18 protein-coding genes are annotated in these 18,095 nt (G+C 45.4%); 7 read left to right on the top strand and 11 right to left on the bottom strand.

What is annotated here, in order from left to right:
* The first annotated feature begins 16 nt into the window (after window positions 1-16).
* The 6 genes from mltB to lipA all read left to right on the top strand — a co-directional run bounded on the left by mltB (window position 17) and on the right by lipA (window position 5,336).
* Entirely contained in the window at window positions 17-1,093 is a 1,077-nt protein-coding gene (gene mltB, locus HUB64_RS17495) for a lytic murein transglycosylase B (RefSeq protein WP_173497493.1), read from the top strand.
* A complete protein-coding gene (locus HUB64_RS17490) occupies window positions 1,077-1,922 on the top strand; it encodes a septal ring lytic transglycosylase RlpA family protein (protein ID WP_131523223.1) in 846 nt (281 codons plus the stop codon). Before mltB ends, HUB64_RS17490 begins: the two co-directional genes overlap by 17 nt.
* 141 nt (window positions 1,923-2,063) lie before the next feature.
* Complete coding sequence (locus HUB64_RS17485) at window positions 2,064-3,239, top strand: serine hydrolase (protein ID WP_028761483.1); 1,176 nt, start codon at window positions 2,064-2,066, stop codon at window positions 3,237-3,239.
* A gap of 121 nt (window positions 3,240-3,360) precedes the next feature.
* Window positions 3,361-3,627, top strand: coding sequence for a DUF493 family protein YbeD (gene ybeD, locus HUB64_RS17480; protein WP_006082758.1), 267 nt, complete (start codon window positions 3,361-3,363; stop codon window positions 3,625-3,627).
* Window positions 3,628-3,720: 93 nt separating this feature from the next.
* Window positions 3,721-4,374 carry a lipoyl(octanoyl) transferase LipB gene (gene lipB / locus HUB64_RS17475; RefSeq protein ID WP_173243224.1) on the top strand — a complete coding sequence of 218 codons (654 nt, stop codon included), beginning with the start codon at window positions 3,721-3,723 and terminating at the stop codon, window positions 4,372-4,374.
* Entirely contained in the window at window positions 4,371-5,336 is a 966-nt protein-coding gene (lipA, locus tag HUB64_RS17470; protein ID WP_063883372.1) for a lipoyl synthase, read from the top strand. Before lipB ends, lipA begins: the two co-directional genes overlap by 4 nt.
* A 176-nt stretch (window positions 5,337-5,512) precedes the next feature.
* On the opposite strand, the gene HUB64_RS17465 is transcribed toward lipA, so the two are convergent.
* A complete protein-coding gene (locus HUB64_RS17465; protein ID WP_173248570.1) occupies window positions 5,513-5,992 on the bottom strand; it encodes a GNAT family N-acetyltransferase in 480 nt (159 codons plus the stop codon).
* A 155-nt stretch (window positions 5,993-6,147) separates the two neighbouring features.
* On the bottom strand, window positions 6,148-6,513 hold the full coding sequence (locus HUB64_RS17460; RefSeq protein WP_173243221.1) for a hypothetical protein: 366 nt from the start codon (window positions 6,511-6,513) through the stop codon (window positions 6,148-6,150).
* Window positions 6,514-6,756: 243 nt separating this feature from the next.
* Here HUB64_RS17460 and dpsA point away from each other — a divergent pair, with 243 nt between their 5' ends.
* Window positions 6,757-7,224 (top strand): DNA starvation/stationary phase protection protein DpsA, encoded by a 468-nt coding sequence (gene dpsA / locus HUB64_RS17455; RefSeq protein WP_028761488.1) that lies wholly within the window; start codon window positions 6,757-6,759, stop codon window positions 7,222-7,224.
* A gap of 94 nt (window positions 7,225-7,318) precedes the next feature.
* On the opposite strand, the gene HUB64_RS17450 is transcribed toward dpsA, so the two are convergent.
* The 9 genes from HUB64_RS17450 to HUB64_RS17410 form a co-directional block, all read right to left on the bottom strand.
* Window positions 7,319-8,575: a DUF1624 domain-containing protein gene (locus HUB64_RS17450; RefSeq protein WP_168822774.1), complete on the bottom strand. Its 1,257-nt coding sequence runs from the start codon at window positions 8,573-8,575 to the stop codon at window positions 7,319-7,321.
* Window positions 8,565-10,736 carry a TonB-dependent siderophore receptor gene (locus HUB64_RS17445; protein WP_173497492.1) on the bottom strand — a complete coding sequence of 724 codons (2,172 nt, stop codon included), beginning with the start codon at window positions 10,734-10,736 and terminating at the stop codon, window positions 8,565-8,567. Before HUB64_RS17445 ends, HUB64_RS17450 begins: the two co-directional genes overlap by 11 nt.
* Window positions 10,737-10,821: 85 nt before the next feature.
* Window positions 10,822-11,112 (bottom strand): DUF2607 family protein, encoded by a 291-nt coding sequence (locus tag HUB64_RS17440; RefSeq protein ID WP_028761491.1) that lies wholly within the window; start codon window positions 11,110-11,112, stop codon window positions 10,822-10,824.
* Window positions 11,113-11,266: 154 nt separating this feature from the next.
* Window positions 11,267-12,268 carry a siderophore ABC transporter substrate-binding protein gene (locus HUB64_RS17435; protein ID WP_368039639.1) on the bottom strand — a complete coding sequence of 334 codons (1,002 nt, stop codon included), beginning with the start codon at window positions 12,266-12,268 and terminating at the stop codon, window positions 11,267-11,269.
* On the bottom strand, window positions 12,265-13,047 hold the full coding sequence (locus tag HUB64_RS17430) for an ATP-binding cassette domain-containing protein (protein ID WP_173497491.1): 783 nt from the start codon (window positions 13,045-13,047) through the stop codon (window positions 12,265-12,267). The genes HUB64_RS17435 and HUB64_RS17430 overlap by 4 nt, the downstream gene beginning before the upstream one ends.
* The gene (locus HUB64_RS17425) at window positions 13,044-13,994 is read right to left on the bottom strand and encodes an iron chelate uptake ABC transporter family permease subunit (protein WP_173497490.1); all 951 of its coding nucleotides are present in this window, start codon (window positions 13,992-13,994) and stop codon (window positions 13,044-13,046) included. The genes HUB64_RS17430 and HUB64_RS17425 overlap by 4 nt, the downstream gene beginning before the upstream one ends.
* Entirely contained in the window at window positions 13,991-14,932 is a 942-nt protein-coding gene (locus HUB64_RS17420; protein WP_368039637.1) for an ABC transporter permease, read from the bottom strand. Before HUB64_RS17420 ends, HUB64_RS17425 begins: the two co-directional genes overlap by 4 nt.
* A 72-nt stretch (window positions 14,933-15,004) precedes the next feature.
* Window positions 15,005-15,715 (bottom strand): TetR/AcrR family transcriptional regulator, encoded by a 711-nt coding sequence (locus HUB64_RS17415; protein ID WP_173497489.1) that lies wholly within the window; start codon window positions 15,713-15,715, stop codon window positions 15,005-15,007.
* A gap of 92 nt (window positions 15,716-15,807) precedes the next feature.
* On the bottom strand, window positions 15,808-17,925 hold the full coding sequence (locus HUB64_RS17410; protein ID WP_173497488.1) for a TonB-dependent receptor: 2,118 nt from the start codon (window positions 17,923-17,925) through the stop codon (window positions 15,808-15,810).
* Between the last annotated feature and the right edge of the window lie 170 nt (window positions 17,926-18,095).

The raw sequence follows: 18,095 nt of genomic DNA, 5'->3' as shown, positions 1-18,095 counted from the left end.
TTTTAGGGACTTTTTTATGCCTACTCTCCGAGCTTATTTGGCTCCACTCGGTTTACTGTGTTTAAGTTCATACTTAGTCGCATGCACCACGGCAAATGAACCGACACCCGCGCAGGCACCCGCTTCAAGCACCCCAGTGGCTCCCGCAGTGGATAAAGTACTAGTACCCGCAACTCCCGCTGAGCTCAAAGAAGAGTTTATCCAAGCTCAAGTAAAACAAGGTTTTACTCGGACAGAAGTGCTCGCTTTTCTAGACAAAGCAAAATACAACCAAGGGGTTATCGATGCGATGACCCGTCCATGGGAAGCAAAACCTTGGCATGTGTATTACCCGATTTTTTTAACAGAAAAACGTCTTGATGCTGGGCTCGCTTTTTGGAAAAAACACGAGAAAACCATTGCTAAAGCGGCGGCTAAGTACCAAGTCGACCCACAGATTATCGTTGCCATTATTGGGATTGAAACCTTCTACGGCCAGTTCACAGGTAATTACCCTGTAATTGATTCCCTCTATACCTTAGGTTTTCACTATCCGCCTCGCGCCACCTTTTTCCGCAAGGAATTTGGTGAGTTGATGAAATTAGTCAAAGAAGAGCACTTAGATATCAATACCCTCAAAGGCTCCTATGCGGGTGCCATGGGTTATGGGCAGTTTATTCCCTCAAGTTACCGCCATTACGCCGTCGATTTCGATAACAGTGGTAACCGCGATTTATTGCAAAGCCCAGAGGATGCGATTGGCAGTGTTGCCAATTATTTCCATGAACACGGTTGGCAAGCCAATGCACCCGTTGCTTTGCCGCTGGTCAATAGCAGCCAAACAGCGCCAAAAGCGAAAGTATGGGCAGGCGAAAAGCTCAATTATAAAGTCGCCAATATTCTAACGCCAACCTTGTCCTTGGCTGATGCGAGGGACTTGGATGTCTCGCAAAAAGCCTTACTCATTAAACTGGAACAAGCCGATCACGATGATTATTGGCTTGGCTTAAACAATTTTTATGTAATCACTCGCTATAATCGCAGTCCTTTGTATTCAATGGCCGTTTATCAATTTAGCCAACAATTAAAGGAACAGCATGCCGCTAAAAAATAATCTTTTACAGCTTGTCGCTTTGGTTGCGTGCTTCACACTTGTTGCGTGTTCTTCGAGCCCAAACCAAGCTAGCTCCAGCACAAACAAAAAAAATATGGACCCCAACAAGGGGCGCTATTCGCTAAAGAATGACAAGCTGCCACTCAATCCACCCAATGTGGATCATGTGCCAAATGCCACGCCTAAGTACGAGCCCTATAGTCGCCGCGGTAACAAGCCTTATACGGTTTACGGCGAGTCTTACACTGTGATGAACACAGGCCAAGGTTTTAGTGAAACGGGCCGTGCCTCATGGTACGGTGAAAAATTTCATGGCTATGAGACATCCAATGGCGAACCCTATGACATGTATTCCATGTCAGGTGCCCATAAAACGCTGCCACTGCCAAGTTATGCTCGGATCACTAACTTAGATAACAATAAGCAAGTGATCATTCGTATCAACGATCGCGGGCCATTCCACTCAGACCGTATTCTCGACGTCTCCTACGCCGCGGCCTATAAACTCGGCATGCTCGGCAAAGGAACCGCGCGGATCAAACTCGATGTGGTGTATGTCGGCAGTGTCGCGGCCACTAATTCGGCTATTGCCAGCGCGCAAGATACAGGTAATCATTACATTCAGTTAGTCGCATCGAAAGATAAAGCCAAACTCAATACCATGGCGAAAAATCTGGAGCGAAAATATCAGGTAAAGACCCGTGTACAAGCCGCAAACAATATGTTTAGACTACAGCTCGGCCCCATAGGCCAACCTGAATTAGCAGACAAACTGCTCAATAACGTCCAGCAAAATGGGTTTCCTGAGGGCTATATAGTCCATGAGTAATCACTGTTTGCTCGGACCAGAATTGATTTAAAAATAGAGATGAAGGAACCTTCACTAAAACCCACAGTCAGAAAGTGGTACACTGTTGGAGATCTTCTCGAATCCTTTCCATTTAATACAACCAAAAGACGTGCCAAGTTAATGATGAATTTTGTAAAAAGTCCCATTAAAACATTGCTGCTAATTTCCAGTGTGTCTCTCCCCGTTTATGCTGCGCAGCCTATTATTACACCTGATGCACCAGCAGTGGCCGCCAAGGCTTTCGTCTTGATGGATTATAATTCGGGCCAGATTATCGCTGAGAGTAACGCTTATGAAAGCCTTAACCCAGCCAGCTTAACTAAAATGATGACCAGTTATGTCATAGGTCAAGAAATCAAAGCGGGCAATGTCTCGGTCGATGATGATGTGACTATCAGTAAAAATGCCTGGTCTAAAAACTTCTCTGACTCCTCTAAGATGTTCATTGAAGTTGGAACTACCGTTAAAGTCGGGGATTTAAACCGCGGTATCATCATCCAATCGGGTAACGATGCGTGTGTAGCTATGGCAGAGCATATCGCTGGCACCGAAGGCGCCTTCGTTGACATGATGAACTCATGGACAAAACAGCTGGGTATGCGTGATAGCTACTTCGAAAACTCCCATGGATTAGACTCAGAAAACCACAAAACAACTGCCTATGATATGGCATTGTTAGGTGCAGCCTTAATCCGCGACGTTCCAGAAGAATACCGCATCTATAGCGAAAAATTTTATACCTTCAACGGTATCAAACAATATAACCGTAATGGTTTGTTGTGGGATAACAGCATGAGCGTGGACGGTATCAAGACAGGCCACACCTCTGGTGCAGGTTACAACTTAGTCGCATCTGCAACCAAAGACGGCATGCGTTTGATTTCTGTGGTTCTGGGTACTCAAAGTGAATCAGCCCGTAAAGCTGAAAGTAAAAAGTTACTGACCTATGGCTTCCGTTTCTTTGAAACTGTCACGCCTTACAAAGCGGGTGATAGCTTCACAACCCAACAAATATGGTACGGTGACAAGAGCACTGTTGATTTAGGCGTCGCAACTGATACACCTATTACGATCAGCCGTGGCCGCGGTAAAGACTTGAAAGCAAACTTCGAATTGACTAAGCCATTAGATGCACCGTTGAAAAAAGGTGAAACTGTAGGCCGTCTATTCTTCCAACTAGATGGTAAAGACATTGCCCAGTTCCCACTGGTGACGTTGCAAGAAGTCAACGAAGGTAGCTGGTTTAGTAAATTAGTCGATTACTTTAAGCAGATGTTTTCTGGATGGTTTAGCTAAGCTAAGTCCCATAAATAAAGCCACCTTAGGGTGGCTTTATTTTTTTGGGGAGTGCATCGCCCTTGAATCGGGTATAATCGCCACCATATATATCCCAATATAGCCGCTAAGAGTACTGAGTATGTTAGACACTAAATTTGATGAACTGATGGATTTCCCTTGCGCATTTCCTTTTAAGGTCGTCGGTGAAGCCCACGAAACGCTAACTGACAAAGTCGTGGCTGTGGTACAAAAACATGCACCGGGTGATTATTCACCTTCGACAAAAACGTCGAGCAAAGGTAGCTATCACTCCATTACTATCCGCGTGACAGTGACCAGCAAAGACCATATCGAAATTTTGTACACTGAACTTGCCGCCATCGAAGGCGTACGCCGCGTACTATAAATATTCCTCAAGGCCATGAAATGTGATCTGTCTTACATTTATGGTCAAGAGGCGTATAATAGCGCCACTCAATTCTAAGGGGAGAGGTTGCCCTTGCAAGACACGACTTTGCACATTCGGCATCTTGGAAAACAAGATTACGAATCAGTGTGGCATGCTATGCAGCACTACACTGACACGCGTAATAGTGAGAGCCCAGATGAGCTGTGGATAGTAGAACACCCACCCGTGTTTACCCAAGGCCAAGCTGGTAAAAGCGAGCATATTTTGAATGCTGGCGATATTCCTGTGATCCAAGTGGACCGTGGTGGCCAAGTCACTTACCACGGCCCTGGACAACTAGTGGTATACCCTCTTCTCGACATAAAACGTAGTAAAGTCGGCGTGCGTCAACTCGTTACTCATATAGAGCAAAGCATTGTCGATATGCTCGCCAAGTACGAAATTAACGCTTATGCCAAGGCCGATGCGCCGGGCGTATATGTGGATGAACGTAAAATTGCCTCCCTCGGATTACGCATCCGTAAAGGCTGTTCATTCCATGGATTAGCCCTTAATGTCGATATGGATTTAGCACCATTTCGCCGCATCAACCCTTGTGGTTATGCCGGTCTTGAAATGGTGCAATGCAAAGCACTTGGCGGACCACAAACCGTGATTGAAGCGGGCGAGCAACTTACTATTACTTTTAGCCAATTACTGGGCTATCAACACCTAGTTCATCATCAAGGATTAGCAGCGTCATGAATAGGCCTGAACGTTTACAACCCGGAGTAAAACTAAGAGATGCCGATAAAGTGTCTCGTATTCCGGTCAAAATCGTCCCATCAGAGCGCGACACTATGTTGCGTAAACCCGATTGGTTACGGGTTAAACTGCCGGCATCGAATCAACGCATTTTAGACATCAAGCAAGCGCTGCGTAAAAATGGCCTGCACTCTGTCTGTGAAGAAGCCTCTTGCCCTAACCTCGCTGAATGCTTCAACCACGGCACAGCAACCTTTATGATTTTGGGTGCGATTTGTACTCGTCGTTGCCCATTCTGCGACGTGGCCCATGGTCGTCCGCTTAAGCCTGATGCTGAAGAGCCAGTTAAATTGGCGCAAACTATCCGCGATATGAAGCTAAAATATGTGGTGATTACCTCTGTAGATCGTGACGATTTACGTGATGGTGGCGCCCAGCATTTTGCCGATTGTATCCGTGAGATCCGCAAACTAAATCCTGACATCAAGATCGAAACCTTAGTGCCTGATTTCCGTGGTCGTATCGATGCTGCCTTAGATATTTTATCGACTGAGCCGCCTGATGTGTTTAACCACAACTTAGAAACGGCGCCCATGCATTATCGTAAAGCGCGCCCAGGTGCGAATTACCAATGGTCGCTCGATCTGCTCAAACGCTTTAAAGAACGTCATCCCAATGTGCCGACTAAATCAGGCCTGATGATGGGATTGGGTGAGACCAACGAAGAAATCGCTCAAGTATTACGTGACTTGCGCGCCCACAACGTTGAAATGCTGACCTTAGGCCAATACCTACAGCCGTCTAAGTTCCACTTACCGGTTGAACGTTATGTGCCGCCAGCGGAATTTGATGAGCTTAAAGCCTTAGCCGATGAGTTAGGTTTTACCCATGCAGCCTGTGGCCCATTAGTGCGCTCAAGCTACCATGCGGACCTGCAAGCCCAAGGTAAAGAAGTGAAATAACCTTCTTGCTTAGATACAGAGCTTAGGTGATGTAGATTTCAAGGTTATTAAAATAGAAAAACAGCGCTTAGGCGCTGTTTTTTATTGGCTGTTTTTATGACTATTATTTATGACTGTTGTTTATGAAGAGTGGTTCGTATAGCTGTCGTTATACGACATGAACGCTAATGCTCTGCTTATTCTTGGGTTATCGCTAAATCCATCAAGATAGCATCTTCTTTACCGCCCTCTATCGGGTAGTAACCTTTGCGACGTCCCGATTCAATAAAGCCAGCCTTTTGATATAAAGCACGGGCGCCGAGATTAGACTCTCGCACTTCTAACATAAGCACCACAGCGCCCGATACCTTGGCCGATATCATCACAGCCTTAAGTAATAACTTGCCGTAACCTTTGCCCTGCTGACTCGGTAATAGGCAAATATCCAATAAAGTCACTTCATCGATAATTTGCTGCACTATCGCAAACCCTAAGAGTCCTTCGACGTGATAAGTATCTGAATCCGAAACGACGTCAATATTTGCCTCAGTATTTACATCTACCTCTAAGTGAGCACTCAACTTTAAACCTAGGACACGGTACAAGTGACCAAAACAATCGGCAAGATTCCCCTCACTCATGGGATGGCTATGGGCCAAGGATTCAAGCTGCGCCATTTGGGGAACATCTTCAAGCGTGAGAGCCACAAGCTCAACAGGCAAACCTGCTGTCAATTGTGCTGCGAATGGTGTTGTGAATAGACTATCTACTGGTGGGATGTTCAACGCCGGTATTCCAAAGTATTGGTTATTAATGTATTTACGAGTAGAGCTTAAGACTTGCTTGGCGCTTGGCCGCTAACTTGGTCGCGCCATTGGTAAATCTGCTGCCAGAGCGCGCTTTTAGCCTGCCAACCCACCAATAAATCGGCCAACGGCTCAGACACTAACCATGCGGTACGTGGCCTAACTTTGTGACGTCGCAGATCCCAAACGATCTGTTTACCCGTATGGGGCTCACAGTCAAAATCACATTCGTCACGCTTTATGTCGATAAGCTTTAGCACAGCGTCAATAAGCGGCTCTGCTTCTGGTAACTCACCGTTTTCATCCCAAATCACTAAATAAGGTTTCACCTTAGTGTCGCGCACTCGCCAAGTTGTCACATTCATGGCGGTTAAATAGGCTGATTTATTCATTAAGGTCAGTTTTATTCAATTAAAGTATCGACTCACAATATGCCGCTAGGATAGCAGTTCTGCCATGGCATTGTTACTGCAGCACGGCGAAAGGAGATGATATCTGGCTTTATCGCTTACGAGATTTAACACTCGGAAGTTCAATCGAATTTATAGATTTACAAAATCTAATTTACTCATTTTACATTTAATATCAGAAGATTAGACTAAACACACTCAGTAAGACAATAGAAGGAAAACGCCATGATTAACATAGGTATCAATCAAGCTCACAGAGAAGAAATCGCCGCAGGGCTAAACCAACTATTGGCTGACAGCTACAGTCTTTACCTTAAGACCCATAGCTTTCACTGGAACGTTACTGGCCCAATGTTCACTAGCTTACACTTGCTATTTGAACAGCAGTATACCGAACTTGCCCTTGCGGTCGACCTTATCGCAGAGCGTGTACGTGCATTAGGCGCCAGAGCACTCGGCTCATATTCAGCCTATGCCGCGCTAACCGAGATAAAAGAAGATCAAGGTGTCACTCAAGCCGAAACCATGATCCGCGAACTATTAAGCGATCAGGAGCTAGTAATCCGCAATGCCAGAGCCTTGTATCCGCTGGTAAATCAAGCGAATGATGAGGCGACTGCGGACTTACTCACCCAGCGCATCCAACTGCATGAGAAAAATGCCTGGATGCTACGCAGCTTACTCGCAGAATAATTGCTAAATAGATTATTGCTCTGACCAAAGCAAAAAAGTCGCCAAGTAAACACTTGGCGACTTTTGCCTTTAAAGCTTGATCAAACAGAATAGATTAGAGGTACTTAATCCAAGCCTGAGTGCTGTGTTTTTTATACTCGCTAAATCGCTTAACGGGATAATACAATGCGATGGCTAACACGCCCGCGATAAACCAAACCCATCCTATATTGCTCACGCCAAAGTACTCACCATGGTTTGCGCCAAAGATGAATTTCGCTAAAGTATAAAGCAGTAACAGCACGTACAAATGTAAGATATAGAAGAACATAGGGACTGAGCCAAACACAGACAACCCATGGCCCACTCGCGCTAATCTCCCACCCACTTTCCCACTTGATGCAAAATACCGCTCAAAGGCCACTAAGCAAAAAAACATGCCGCCTAAGGTCACCAGTAAAAAGCTTAATGATGGCGGGTATTTCGTTAAATTGAATACCGACATTAAGGTTTCACCCAAATGTGCCCCCGACTGCCAAGGCAAGGTTTCGCCATAAAGGTTAAACCCACGTAGTACCGCAAAAAGTACCCAACAGCTGATCCCTAAAAACAGCAGCTTTTGCTGGCGAGCCAATGTATCAAGATGGCTTCCGTTCGGTTTATTACTAAAAAGAGGCCCTGCAACATAACCCAGTAAAATCACCCCAATCCAAGGCAGCACGGGATAACTCACCTTAACCCTAAGCGCACCTTCGCTGACGAGATAACCGCGGTCGTGCAATATGGTCCACAGACCGTAAGCCCACTCATTGGGCTGAAAACCAATTGGCGTCAACAGATTATGGCCAAAAACAATCGCAAATCCTAAAAGGGCCATCCAAGGTCTAGGCAGGTTTATCAGCGCAGCGAGCGCTAACATACTCAGACCAATCACCCAAATCACCTGCAACCAAAGGGTGTAATAGCTGACCATCCAAGAGAGGTTAGAGAAGTTAATCACTAAAATTTCCAGCGCGATTAAAAACAGCCCGCGTTTAATCAAAAACATACGTGCTGAACGTGGCTCGCCATGGCTACGATTGGCATAAAGCCATGCAGAAACCCCGGTTAAGAACACAAAGACCGGCGCACAAAAATGGGCGGCAAAGCGACTCACAAAAAGCCCCCAAGAGGTCGAACTCAAATCCATAGGATCGCTCACCTGCATGTGAAAGAAAAACCGCTCCCGCACATGGTCGAGTAACATGATAAGCATCACCATGCCGCGCATCATATCGATACTATTAATCCGGGTGCGGCCAATAGAACGACCCAGTTCTTGCTCAGCAAAACCTGAAGATAACGCTGGGTTAGCGCTGATATTAGAATTCATAGCTAACACTCACTTTAATGCTACGTGGCTCACCCGGCACGGCCCAAAGAGCGGAATAGCTACTCGCGATGTAATGTTCATCCAGTAAGTTATCCAGATTCACTCCAAGGCTTAAGTTGTCGCTTAAGTGGGTGTTCATAAACAACCCAACTAACTGATAAGAAGGCAATTGAAAACTCGGATCGGCAGAATCACCGAGACGCGAATCCACATAACGCCAGCTAAGCCCTAGATGACCATCAATAGAAAGCCTATTCAAATCCTGTTTCAGAATCACACTCGCGGTATGCTTTGGCACATTCACCAGTGGACTGCCTGCAGGAATGAGCACGCCCCAATCAGGATTCAAGCTGTCATTGGCGGTACGGGTATTAAGATAGGCATAGGATAATTTTGCTTGTAAATCCTCCGTCAGTTCGGCGGCTAAATCGAGTTCAACCCCGCTACTTTTAGCTTTACCTAAGGTGGCAGAAAAACCAACATTGATAGGATCTGAGGTCAAGATATTGCTCTTTTGAGCATCGAACACGGCTAAACTACCGTTTATAGGAAGATCGTTTAACCAAGTACCATTAAACTTCATCCCCAGTTCAACCGACTGACTCTCTTCCGCTTCGAAGGGCTTACCCGCAAAGTCAGTTCCAGAAAGCGGTAAAAAGCCTTCAGAATAAGAGCTATAGAAACTTAAGGCATCGGACCATAAATACACCAGACCTACCTTGGGGCTGACTCGACTATCGGTTTGCTCTGACAGAGTATCTTTCGCGACTTCACTGATATCTTGCTGATAACTATCGAACCTTAGCCCAAGGTGCAGCTTCCACTTTTCAGTTAAATCCATTTGATCTTGCAGATAGGTCCCCCACGCCTTTTGAGTCTCGTTATTCTCATACAACAAACTCACCTCTGGCTGAGGCCCACCGTATTGAGGGGTATAGATATCGATGGCGTATTCACCTTTTTTGCCCCGATAACGATACAGTCCTGTCTTCAAATTGTAGTGATAGGCATCGGCACCAAGCAGCAAATTATGACGAATAAAACCCGTATCCACATGACCACTTAACTCTAGACGCAGCGAATTATCCTCAGAGGCGTAGTCACGATATCTGTGCTGCCTAGTCAGCGTGCGATCATCATCAAATAGCGATTGCCGCCCCTTTGCTAACTCGGCATCAGACGAATACCCCTTCAAGCTAGAGTCTCGATAGTTATAGCCAGCAGTTAATGACCAATCATCATTTAATTCATAGTCATAGGTCAGCTGATGCCCTGTGGCATTCACCTCCGTTGCGCCATCATTAGGTTCACCTAAATAACGCGAGCGTGGTACGGTATTAATATCGTTATTGAGCACAATAATGCCGCGATCGAATAGCTGTTCCTGCTTGAGGTATTCCATTTCATACAGCAAGGAAGCTTTTTCGGAAATCTGCCAACGCATAGACGGCGTAACGATTTTTTTATCGCTAAACACATAATCACGAAAACTATCGTGTTCCTGCCAAGCGCCATTAATCCGAAATGCCAAGTTATCGGTTAAACCTGAGGTCACATCACCTTCTAACCGATATTGGTCGAAACTCCCAGCCGATGCTTTTAAATAACCACTGGTTTGATACTGAGGTTTCTTAGTCACAATATTGACTGTGCCACCGGGTTCCGAGCGGCCATAAAGTGCCGAACCTGGGCCTTTTAAAATCTCGACATAGGCAACGTTTGATAAATCTCTATGACCACTAAAACCTCGGCCACCATTAAAGCCATTGATTAAATACCCCGATGGCATGTTTTCGTTGCCCGGAAAGCCTCGTAGGGAAAAACTATCCCATAAGCCGCCGCCATTATTTTGCCGCGCCACACTGGCAGAATAGTCCAGTACATCTTGAAACCGCGTCAGCCCCGCATCTTTTATCAATTGCTCGTCTAACACACTGATCGCTTGGGGAAGTTCAGTTGAGGACACATTGCCACGATAGGCTTGGCGATAGTGGATACTTAAACGTTCAATATCAGTGTCAAGCACTGCGTCACTCACAGTATCAATAGCTTGTGAACTCGATTGGCTGCTTTCTGCGGCCAACAACATTGAAATAGGATTGAGCACAAACAAAGCGCCCAGCAACAGCGCAGTGCGCTTAGGGGCATAAAAAGAAGTCATTTTCACTCCGAAAATAAACAGCATGGGCGCCTTAGCTAAGCCAAGGCGCTCAAAGTTAATTAAGATAAATTGAATAAACAGTAACTTATGCTGTTATGGGCGGAGCACGACTATTGAAGAAACGACTAAAAGGTCGCTTAAAGGAAACGGCCTGAAACTCAACCGAGATATAACCCTGCTGAGCGAGTTGAAAATGAAAGGGTGTACTGGTTAGCGCATGTTGCAACTGGTGCTGATGTAAGCACAGCGAACAATTGGCCTTGGAGTCTTCACTAGCATGGGAAACACTGTGAACAGCAATGGCAACAGACAATAGCACCAATATGGCTGCAAGCCATATTGCTAGGGTGCGTCTTGTTTGTATCACACTATTCAAACCCTACTTCCTCAGATAATTTGGCAGGCGATTGTATGTTAAGCACTACTAAAGTTGCAAACCGATTTACCTAAGCCGTAGGGCTTAAATGTTACAAGAGGTAACTTATCTCATGAGTCATTAGCTATGCCGTCCATAGACTATTTGCAGCCTGCTACTTTACATAACCCTTTAACACATCATCAATCATGATATTAAGGGATGTTATGCCCGCACCTGTGATATACCAAGCCTCTGGATCCACAAAAATAACATTCCCCGTCTTCCAAGCATTGGTCTCACGCAAGAGAGGGTTATCTATGGACTGTTTATCCAATACTGGGCTTCGCTCCATCACTGCGGTTCTGTCAACCACGTAAATGATGTCGGGATTGTTTTCAAGAATAAACTCGCTTGATACAGGTTGACCGTGCAATCCCATCTGCTCTGATAAGCTAGCGGGTTTAACCCCTAGCGCACTGTAAATGAACCCATAGCGTGAACGAATACCTAAAAATCGAAAAGCGCCATTATTATGTAGCACCACCAATGCTTTTTCTGGCCTGTCCTTAATGACCATTCTGGCGGCTTGGATCTTAGTTTCCAGTTCATCCACTTTATGTTTTGCCAAGGTTTGCTTATCGAATAATTTACCCAGCATCAATAAGTGTTTTGTGACTATATCAAAGTAATCGCTGTTGCTGTCTTGGTAATCAATATCCAAATGAATGGTTGGTGCCAAATTGGAAAGCGCTTGATAATGACTAGCTTGAACGGATGACATCAGCACCAAATCGGGTTTAAGTGCATAAATACGTTCCATATTGGGTTGAACGATAGCACCTAAATCAACGATATCACTATTGTTGCTGTAATCTTTCAGGTAATAAGGAACAAAATCCTTTGGCATACCGACAATGGGAATACCCAACTGTTCGAGATAGTCGACTTCATTCATATCTAGGGCCGCAACGCGTACTGGCCGTTTTGTAATAACAGTAGTGCCCAGCTTATGCTCTACCTCTATCGGGGCAAAATCCAACTCAGCCGTTGAAGCACTCGTATCCGATGATGCAAGTTGTACTGATTCGGTTTTATTATCGCAGGCCAGCAAAAAAGCCGAGCTAAATAACAGAATCGCCATCACTTTAGTACCGCTTTTACATTTCGACGTCACTTGTATTCTCCTTGTAAGTTGAAGTTGAAATAGTTACATACTGTTCCTTGGTTCGTTTTCAGCACCTCAAGATCCAGTTCGTACAGTGCTTTTAACCTTTGTGCTGTGACGACCTCTTCAACGGGTCCAGCGCAGTGCACAACGCCTTGCTTCATACCGACAATATAGTCGGAGTAGTTAGCCGCAAAATTGATATCGTGAACCACTAACACTACCGTTCGTTTGTAATCGTCACACAGATGGCGAAGTGCCCGCATGATGCTAACGGCATGTTTCATATCCAGATTGTTGAGCGGTTCATCTAACAATAAATAATCCGTTTGCTGCGCAATCGCCATTGCCAGAAAAGCCATTTGGCGTTGTCCGCCGCTAAGTTCATCAATAAATATATTGGCTAATGACTGTAAAGCTAAAAACGACAGCGCTTCATCAATGGCGCGATGATCTTCCTTTGTGAGTGCCCCTTGGCTATAGGGAAAACGACCAAATGCCACTAACTCCCTGACCGTCAGGCGTAAATTGAGGCTGTTAAACTGACGCATGGTTGCCACTTGCTTGGCATAATCCTTCAAGGGAATATTGTGGATAGCAGTACCTTTGAGTAATACCTCGCCCTGCTGGATATTCAGTAGCCGACCAATCGACATCAGTAAGGTACTTTTGCCGGCACCGTTAGGGCCGATGAGAGAAGTCATCTGATGTTCTGGAAATTGTGCCGTGACATTTTTTAGCACAGGTTTCGCGCCATAAGACTGATATAAGTTATTGACGGTTATCACACTGCGCTCCGAGGTTTAAGAATTAAAACAAAGAAATAGGCGCCACAAAATAGATTAATTAACAGCCCAACACTGGTTTGATAATTAAACAGATGCTCAACAAGCATTTGCGCGATCAGAAAAACCGAGATAGCAACGGCACATCCTGTTATCAAAGTAAATGAGTGCGACGGATGCCTTGCCAGTGCATAGGCCATATTCGCGACAAATATCCCCATAAAGGCAGTTGGCCCCACTAAACTGGTTGATATTGCGACCAATACCGCGATAAGACCCAATAGCAGGCGCACCACTTTTTGATAATCAATACCAAGAGAGATAGCTTGCTCCCGCCCCATCAGTAATACATCAAGCACTACACGCACTCTCCAAGCGGCAATACACACGGCACTGACAAGTACTAGAGAGATAAGCAATTGCTCTGGTTGAGCGCGGTTGAACGACGCTAAGCTGTAGCTCTGGAAAATAGAAAACTCACCGGGACTGATAGAATATTGGATTAACTGAGTAAAACTGCCTAACACCACAGTGAGCACTAAGCCCACAAGCAGTAGGAAGAACACATCATGTCGATCTCCACTAAATAGCCAACGATGAATCGCCATTGAGTAAAGCAACATCACCACGACTGAGACAAAGAAATTGCTGTTAGCGGTGATCAGAATACTGCTGCCCGTCCCTAAGATAAGGATCAACAGTGCCTGTAAAATCAAGTAAACCCCTTCATACCCCATGATAGATGGCGTTAAAATGCGATTTCCGGCTAAGGTCTGAAACAATATCGAAGAAAACGCAATACAGACACCACCAAGGCAAATAGTGCCCAAACGCACCAATCGATTCGGTATGACATAGTCAAAATCAAAGCCTGAGCCCATCAATAAAAATGTGACTGCCAACATAATAGGCAGCCCCCAGCTCAAAAAACGCCATGCACTGTCTTTCATTTGATTTTCCAAACGATAACTAGAAATATGAGTCCACCTAAACAGCTTGCCGTTAGACCTATAGGAATTTCAAAGGGATACAAAATAAGCCGTCCAAGCAAGTCACAGATTATCAGTAGTGTTGCGCCAGCAAAGGCGATAATAGGCAAGGTACGTTTTAAATTATCGCCGTAACGCATAGCGACAAGATTAGGAATAATCAAACCAATAAATGGAATGCTCCCGACTGTGATAACTGTGGTCGCTATGGTCAGGGAAACCAGCACTAACCCTAAGATAACTAGGTTGAAATAACTCAGGCCTAGTGTGGTAGCCAAGCCTTCGCCCATTCCTACAATGGTAAAGCGCTGTGCATAAAGGTAGGTCAGTATGACTACGGGAAGGATCAGATAGATGATTTCGTAGTTACCCTGCACGATTTTTGAAAAATCACCCAGCATCCATCCCTGCATACTCTGCATCATATTGTTTTGATAAGCATAAAGTTCCGCTATCGCACTGAGTACACTGCCAAACATAATCCCAATAATTGGAATGAGCACCGGACTCTTATACCGAATACCACGAATAATCAGAATAAAGGCTAAGCTCAAAAGCAAGCAAAAAACCAAAGCCCCCAACATTCTGGCGGTGACACCCATACTCGGGGCATGAATGATTGAAATTAATATGCCTAGTTTGGCGGCATCAAGCCCGCCACAAGTAGCAGGTTCAACAAACTTGTTTTGCACAATCTGCTGCAATATCACGCCACAGACAGCGAGCCCTACACCTGAGCAAATCAAGGCAAAGAGCCGCGGCAGACGACTCGCAGATAACACCAACCAGACATCATCCGATAACGTCAGCATCTGCGTCACAGAGGCATACTTTGCGCCTAGCAGCAATGAGGCAAAACAAAGCACAAAAAAGCACGTCAGTGCATAAACCACCTTCACAAACTGATACTTCCTATACGTAATAAATCTTGTACTAATCTGCAGCCGCTATGAGGTTTTCATATCGACGCGCTATGTTTGAGCCTTATCGGATCCCCCAGCCTTTTGGACATGGGTAACGGCAATCCCCGCTAACACTAAGTCACGTTTTCGCTCCCACCATTTGCGGGCGCCCACCTTCATGATGTCTACCATCGCATTTATCTGCTCAGCTTTATCAGGGAGCTTGGTGGCTTCATCTTCCCAAATTGCGATAATTCGCTCTTTACGTGTCCGGCCATCTGCTTCTGGTTTAGTGGTTGACCACCATCCCAAAAAGCACTCCCCCACCATGTCAACTAAGATATCAACGGCAAGCACTGCCTCATCGAGGGAGAAGCCTTTGCGTTGCAGCTTTTCGACCGATTCAGCAAAAGAACGTATACCCGATGACGGGGTAACACTGGCCTGATGAATAGATTCAGCGAGGCCAGGATGACGCTCATACAGTGCCCAAATGGCATCGGTCAATATGATCAATTCGCTCCGCCAATCGGTGGCCGCTGGCGCTCGCCAGTCAAGCTCATTGATAGCAAGCTCAGCAGCAATGGAGATAACATCATTCCGACCTGCTACGTGATGGTAGAGGGAAGAATGATCGACCTTTAAATGCGCGGCTATAGCAGGGATGGTCGCTTGATCAACCCCAATCTCCAACGCAGCTCTGGCGATAGCCTCACGGGAAATACGGCTTGGTCTACCACGCTGGCGTTTTTGAGTAAGTTGCTCCGGTACTTGTGTCATATCGATAAGGTTTCCAAGGCAAAAAAGCCATTCTAACCGCTCTTGCTACCCGCTGCATGGCAATAGCCAATACCGCGGGTAGAAGCTAGCCGCTAAAACTTCGCCCTAACGCCTACACCTATTTCTCGAGGTTCAAGTAAATATGCATCCACGCCTCCGGTACTTCTGTCAGCCATTTTTGCCACGGGTGCACGTTCATCCAGCAAATTGCGTGCATAAACAAAGGCTTCAAAATATTGGTTGATTTGATAGGAAGAATTCAGGTTTACCGTAGTGTAAGATCCCACTCTTAACTCTGGCTCATTGGTATCCGTTGAAAAGTATCCATCCGTATGGCGCACATCACCGCTCAGTTTGATAGTGTCTGTGATTGAATAGTCAAACCCTATATTAAACATATATCCCGGCGCTTTACTAAACTCGTTGCCGACAAACTCCTCGCCACGGTAGTCATTAAATTCACTTATCTCAGTTTCAAGTAAACCCAGCCCACCATATAGGCTAAAACTATCGACCACTTTAAAGTTCCAATCTAATTCAATCCCATAGCTTTGCGCCTCATCGGCATTAATAATGACAGAACCAAAGGGACGTCCATCGAGGTAGTCAGTAACTGAACGTTGTGAATCCTTAAAGCGGGTGTAGAAGAGATTGCTATTTATGATTAAGCGTTGTTCAAGCAGATCGATACGGGTAAAAAGTTCATAGTTCCATGCCGATTCGGCATCAAAGGTATAATATTCGCCGCCGCGGAAGTTAATACCTGTGCCCCCAGGAATGTTACCTTCACTGATCATCGCGCCGATTAAGACGTTATCTGTCAGATCATAGGACAGGGCAACCTTAGGTAATAACGCCGTAAACGTCTCTTCATATTGATGGCGCACACCTGGGATGTAGCTGGCAATACCATCGTGGCTAATTTCATCAGACTGATAACGGAGTGCGCTGGTGAATGCCCACTTGGGTGAGAAGCGCCATATGACTTCACCGTAGGGGGCAAAACTGGTATGTCTCAGGTCGGCGTCGGCATGACCAAATACGTTGTTCAGCTTGTTGTTGGTTTTATCATCCCAGTAGAAGACACCCGCAACCCCACTAAATTCTGAACTCTTGTCACCAAAGTTCAGCCTTATATCATTCGAAAAGTTTTCATTATCTCGTTTTGCAATCCCTTGATAAGGTGCTGCGAAGTGATAATCAAACTGCCCTTCTGAATACTGCAGTTGGTTATGTAACTTCATACCATTGTCGAACACGTATTCAAGATCAAAAATCCCGACATGATTGCTGACTTCTTGATTATCCTGAAAAATTGAACGATTTTCTAAGTCATCATAGGGTTCAGATACCACCTCATTTCTGGGACGTTTAGCCTCAGTGGAGGAATAAGTCAGCATGGCGGAAAAGTTGCTGTATTTTTCGGGTTCCCATAGCAACTTCGCCCGTAGATTTTGGTTTTTAAACTCAAAATCCAAATCATGGGCAGTAAAATCTGGGTTAACGTAATCAACAAAGGTATCTCTAGCGCTGTAATCTGCGCTAATTCTTGCGGCAAAGTCATTACTTAGCGCACCGGACGCCATGACCGAAAAGCGCTGCTTATTCCGACTGCCATAAAGTGCTTGCGCTGCAAATTCTGGCGTATAAGTGGGGTTATGGGTATGGATAACTACAGCGCCAGCAATACTGTTGGCTCCTTGACTGGTCGTTTGCGGACCACGGTAGACTTCAATAGACGACACATCCCACACGCCTGCTGCGCCTAAATCCAGTTCTGCGGGGCTCAGATATTTACCATCCACACTGATAGTTGCACCCGGCACAGGCTTAGATAAGTAGGCATTACCCGCTGCAACAGGCCCTTTAGTATCCGTACCGCGGATAATGGGCGCATCGGTATTTCCGGCATAAATTAAGTTTGGCGTACCGCCGAGAATTTCAGAAATCGTTGATTGGTCGGCATTTTTCCTCAACTGTTCTTCAGTGATGACCGTCACTGAACTCGCCGTTTCCTTCAGCGTCCGCTCGATTTTCTGACCGTAAACTGTGATGACTTCAATATTTCCCGCTGCATCTTGTTGCTTGGATTGCTTATCTGGAGCAGTTCCACTGTCAGCAATAGTTGAGCCTGAAATAGCGCTAAGCCCCAGCGCAAGAGAACCGATAACCCACTTTGATTGTGGGTAAAACTTACCAAATCGGGGCATGTTTAATAACTCCTTATACGAAAGATTTGTTGCCAATGAGAATAGTTATCAATTATATTATCGCCGTTCAAAACATTTATCAACACTGTGTTGATAAATGAAAATGACCGCTTAATATGGTCGCCATCTCATGGCGGTTCAATTTTTATGAAACAAGGAATTTGGCTCGT

The organism is Shewanella sp. ISTPL2 (assembly GCF_013283205.1).
Classification (GTDB): domain Bacteria; phylum Pseudomonadota; class Gammaproteobacteria; order Enterobacterales; family Shewanellaceae; genus Shewanella; species Shewanella oncorhynchi.
This window is presented reverse-complemented; position numbering and strand designations above follow the sequence as displayed.

Bases quoted from the DNA above. Each gene is read 5' to 3' on its own strand.
- HUB64_RS17425 (WP_173497490.1), bottom strand. From the start codon at position 13,994: ATGAAAGACAGTGCATGGCGTTTTTTGAGCTGGGGGCTGCCTATTATG.
- HUB64_RS17460 (WP_173243221.1), bottom strand. From the start codon at position 6,513: ATGAATAAATCAGCCTATTTAACCGCCATGAATGTGACAACTTGGCGA.
- HUB64_RS17410 (WP_173497488.1), bottom strand. From the start codon at position 17,925: ATGCCCCGATTTGGTAAGTTTTACCCACAATCAAAGTGGGTTATCGGT.
- lipA (WP_063883372.1), top strand. From the start codon at position 4,371: ATGAATAGGCCTGAACGTTTACAACCCGGAGTAAAACTAAGAGATGCC.
- HUB64_RS17445 (WP_173497492.1), bottom strand. From the start codon at position 10,736: ATGACTTCTTTTTATGCCCCTAAGCGCACTGCGCTGTTGCTGGGCGCT.
- dpsA (WP_028761488.1), top strand. From the start codon at position 6,757: ATGATTAACATAGGTATCAATCAAGCTCACAGAGAAGAAATCGCCGCA.
- HUB64_RS17485 (WP_028761483.1), top strand. From the start codon at position 2,064: ATGATGAATTTTGTAAAAAGTCCCATTAAAACATTGCTGCTAATTTCC.
- mltB (WP_173497493.1), top strand. From the start codon at position 17: ATGCCTACTCTCCGAGCTTATTTGGCTCCACTCGGTTTACTGTGTTTA.
- HUB64_RS17465 (WP_173248570.1), bottom strand. From the start codon at position 5,992: ATGGCGCAGCTTGAATCCTTGGCCCATAGCCATCCCATGAGTGAGGGG.
- HUB64_RS17490 (WP_131523223.1), top strand. From the start codon at position 1,077: ATGCCGCTAAAAAATAATCTTTTACAGCTTGTCGCTTTGGTTGCGTGC.
- HUB64_RS17415 (WP_173497489.1), bottom strand. From the start codon at position 15,715: ATGACACAAGTACCGGAGCAACTTACTCAAAAACGCCAGCGTGGTAGA.
- ybeD (WP_006082758.1), top strand. From the start codon at position 3,361: ATGTTAGACACTAAATTTGATGAACTGATGGATTTCCCTTGCGCATTT.
- HUB64_RS17450 (WP_168822774.1), bottom strand. From the start codon at position 8,575: ATGAATTCTAATATCAGCGCTAACCCAGCGTTATCTTCAGGTTTTGCT.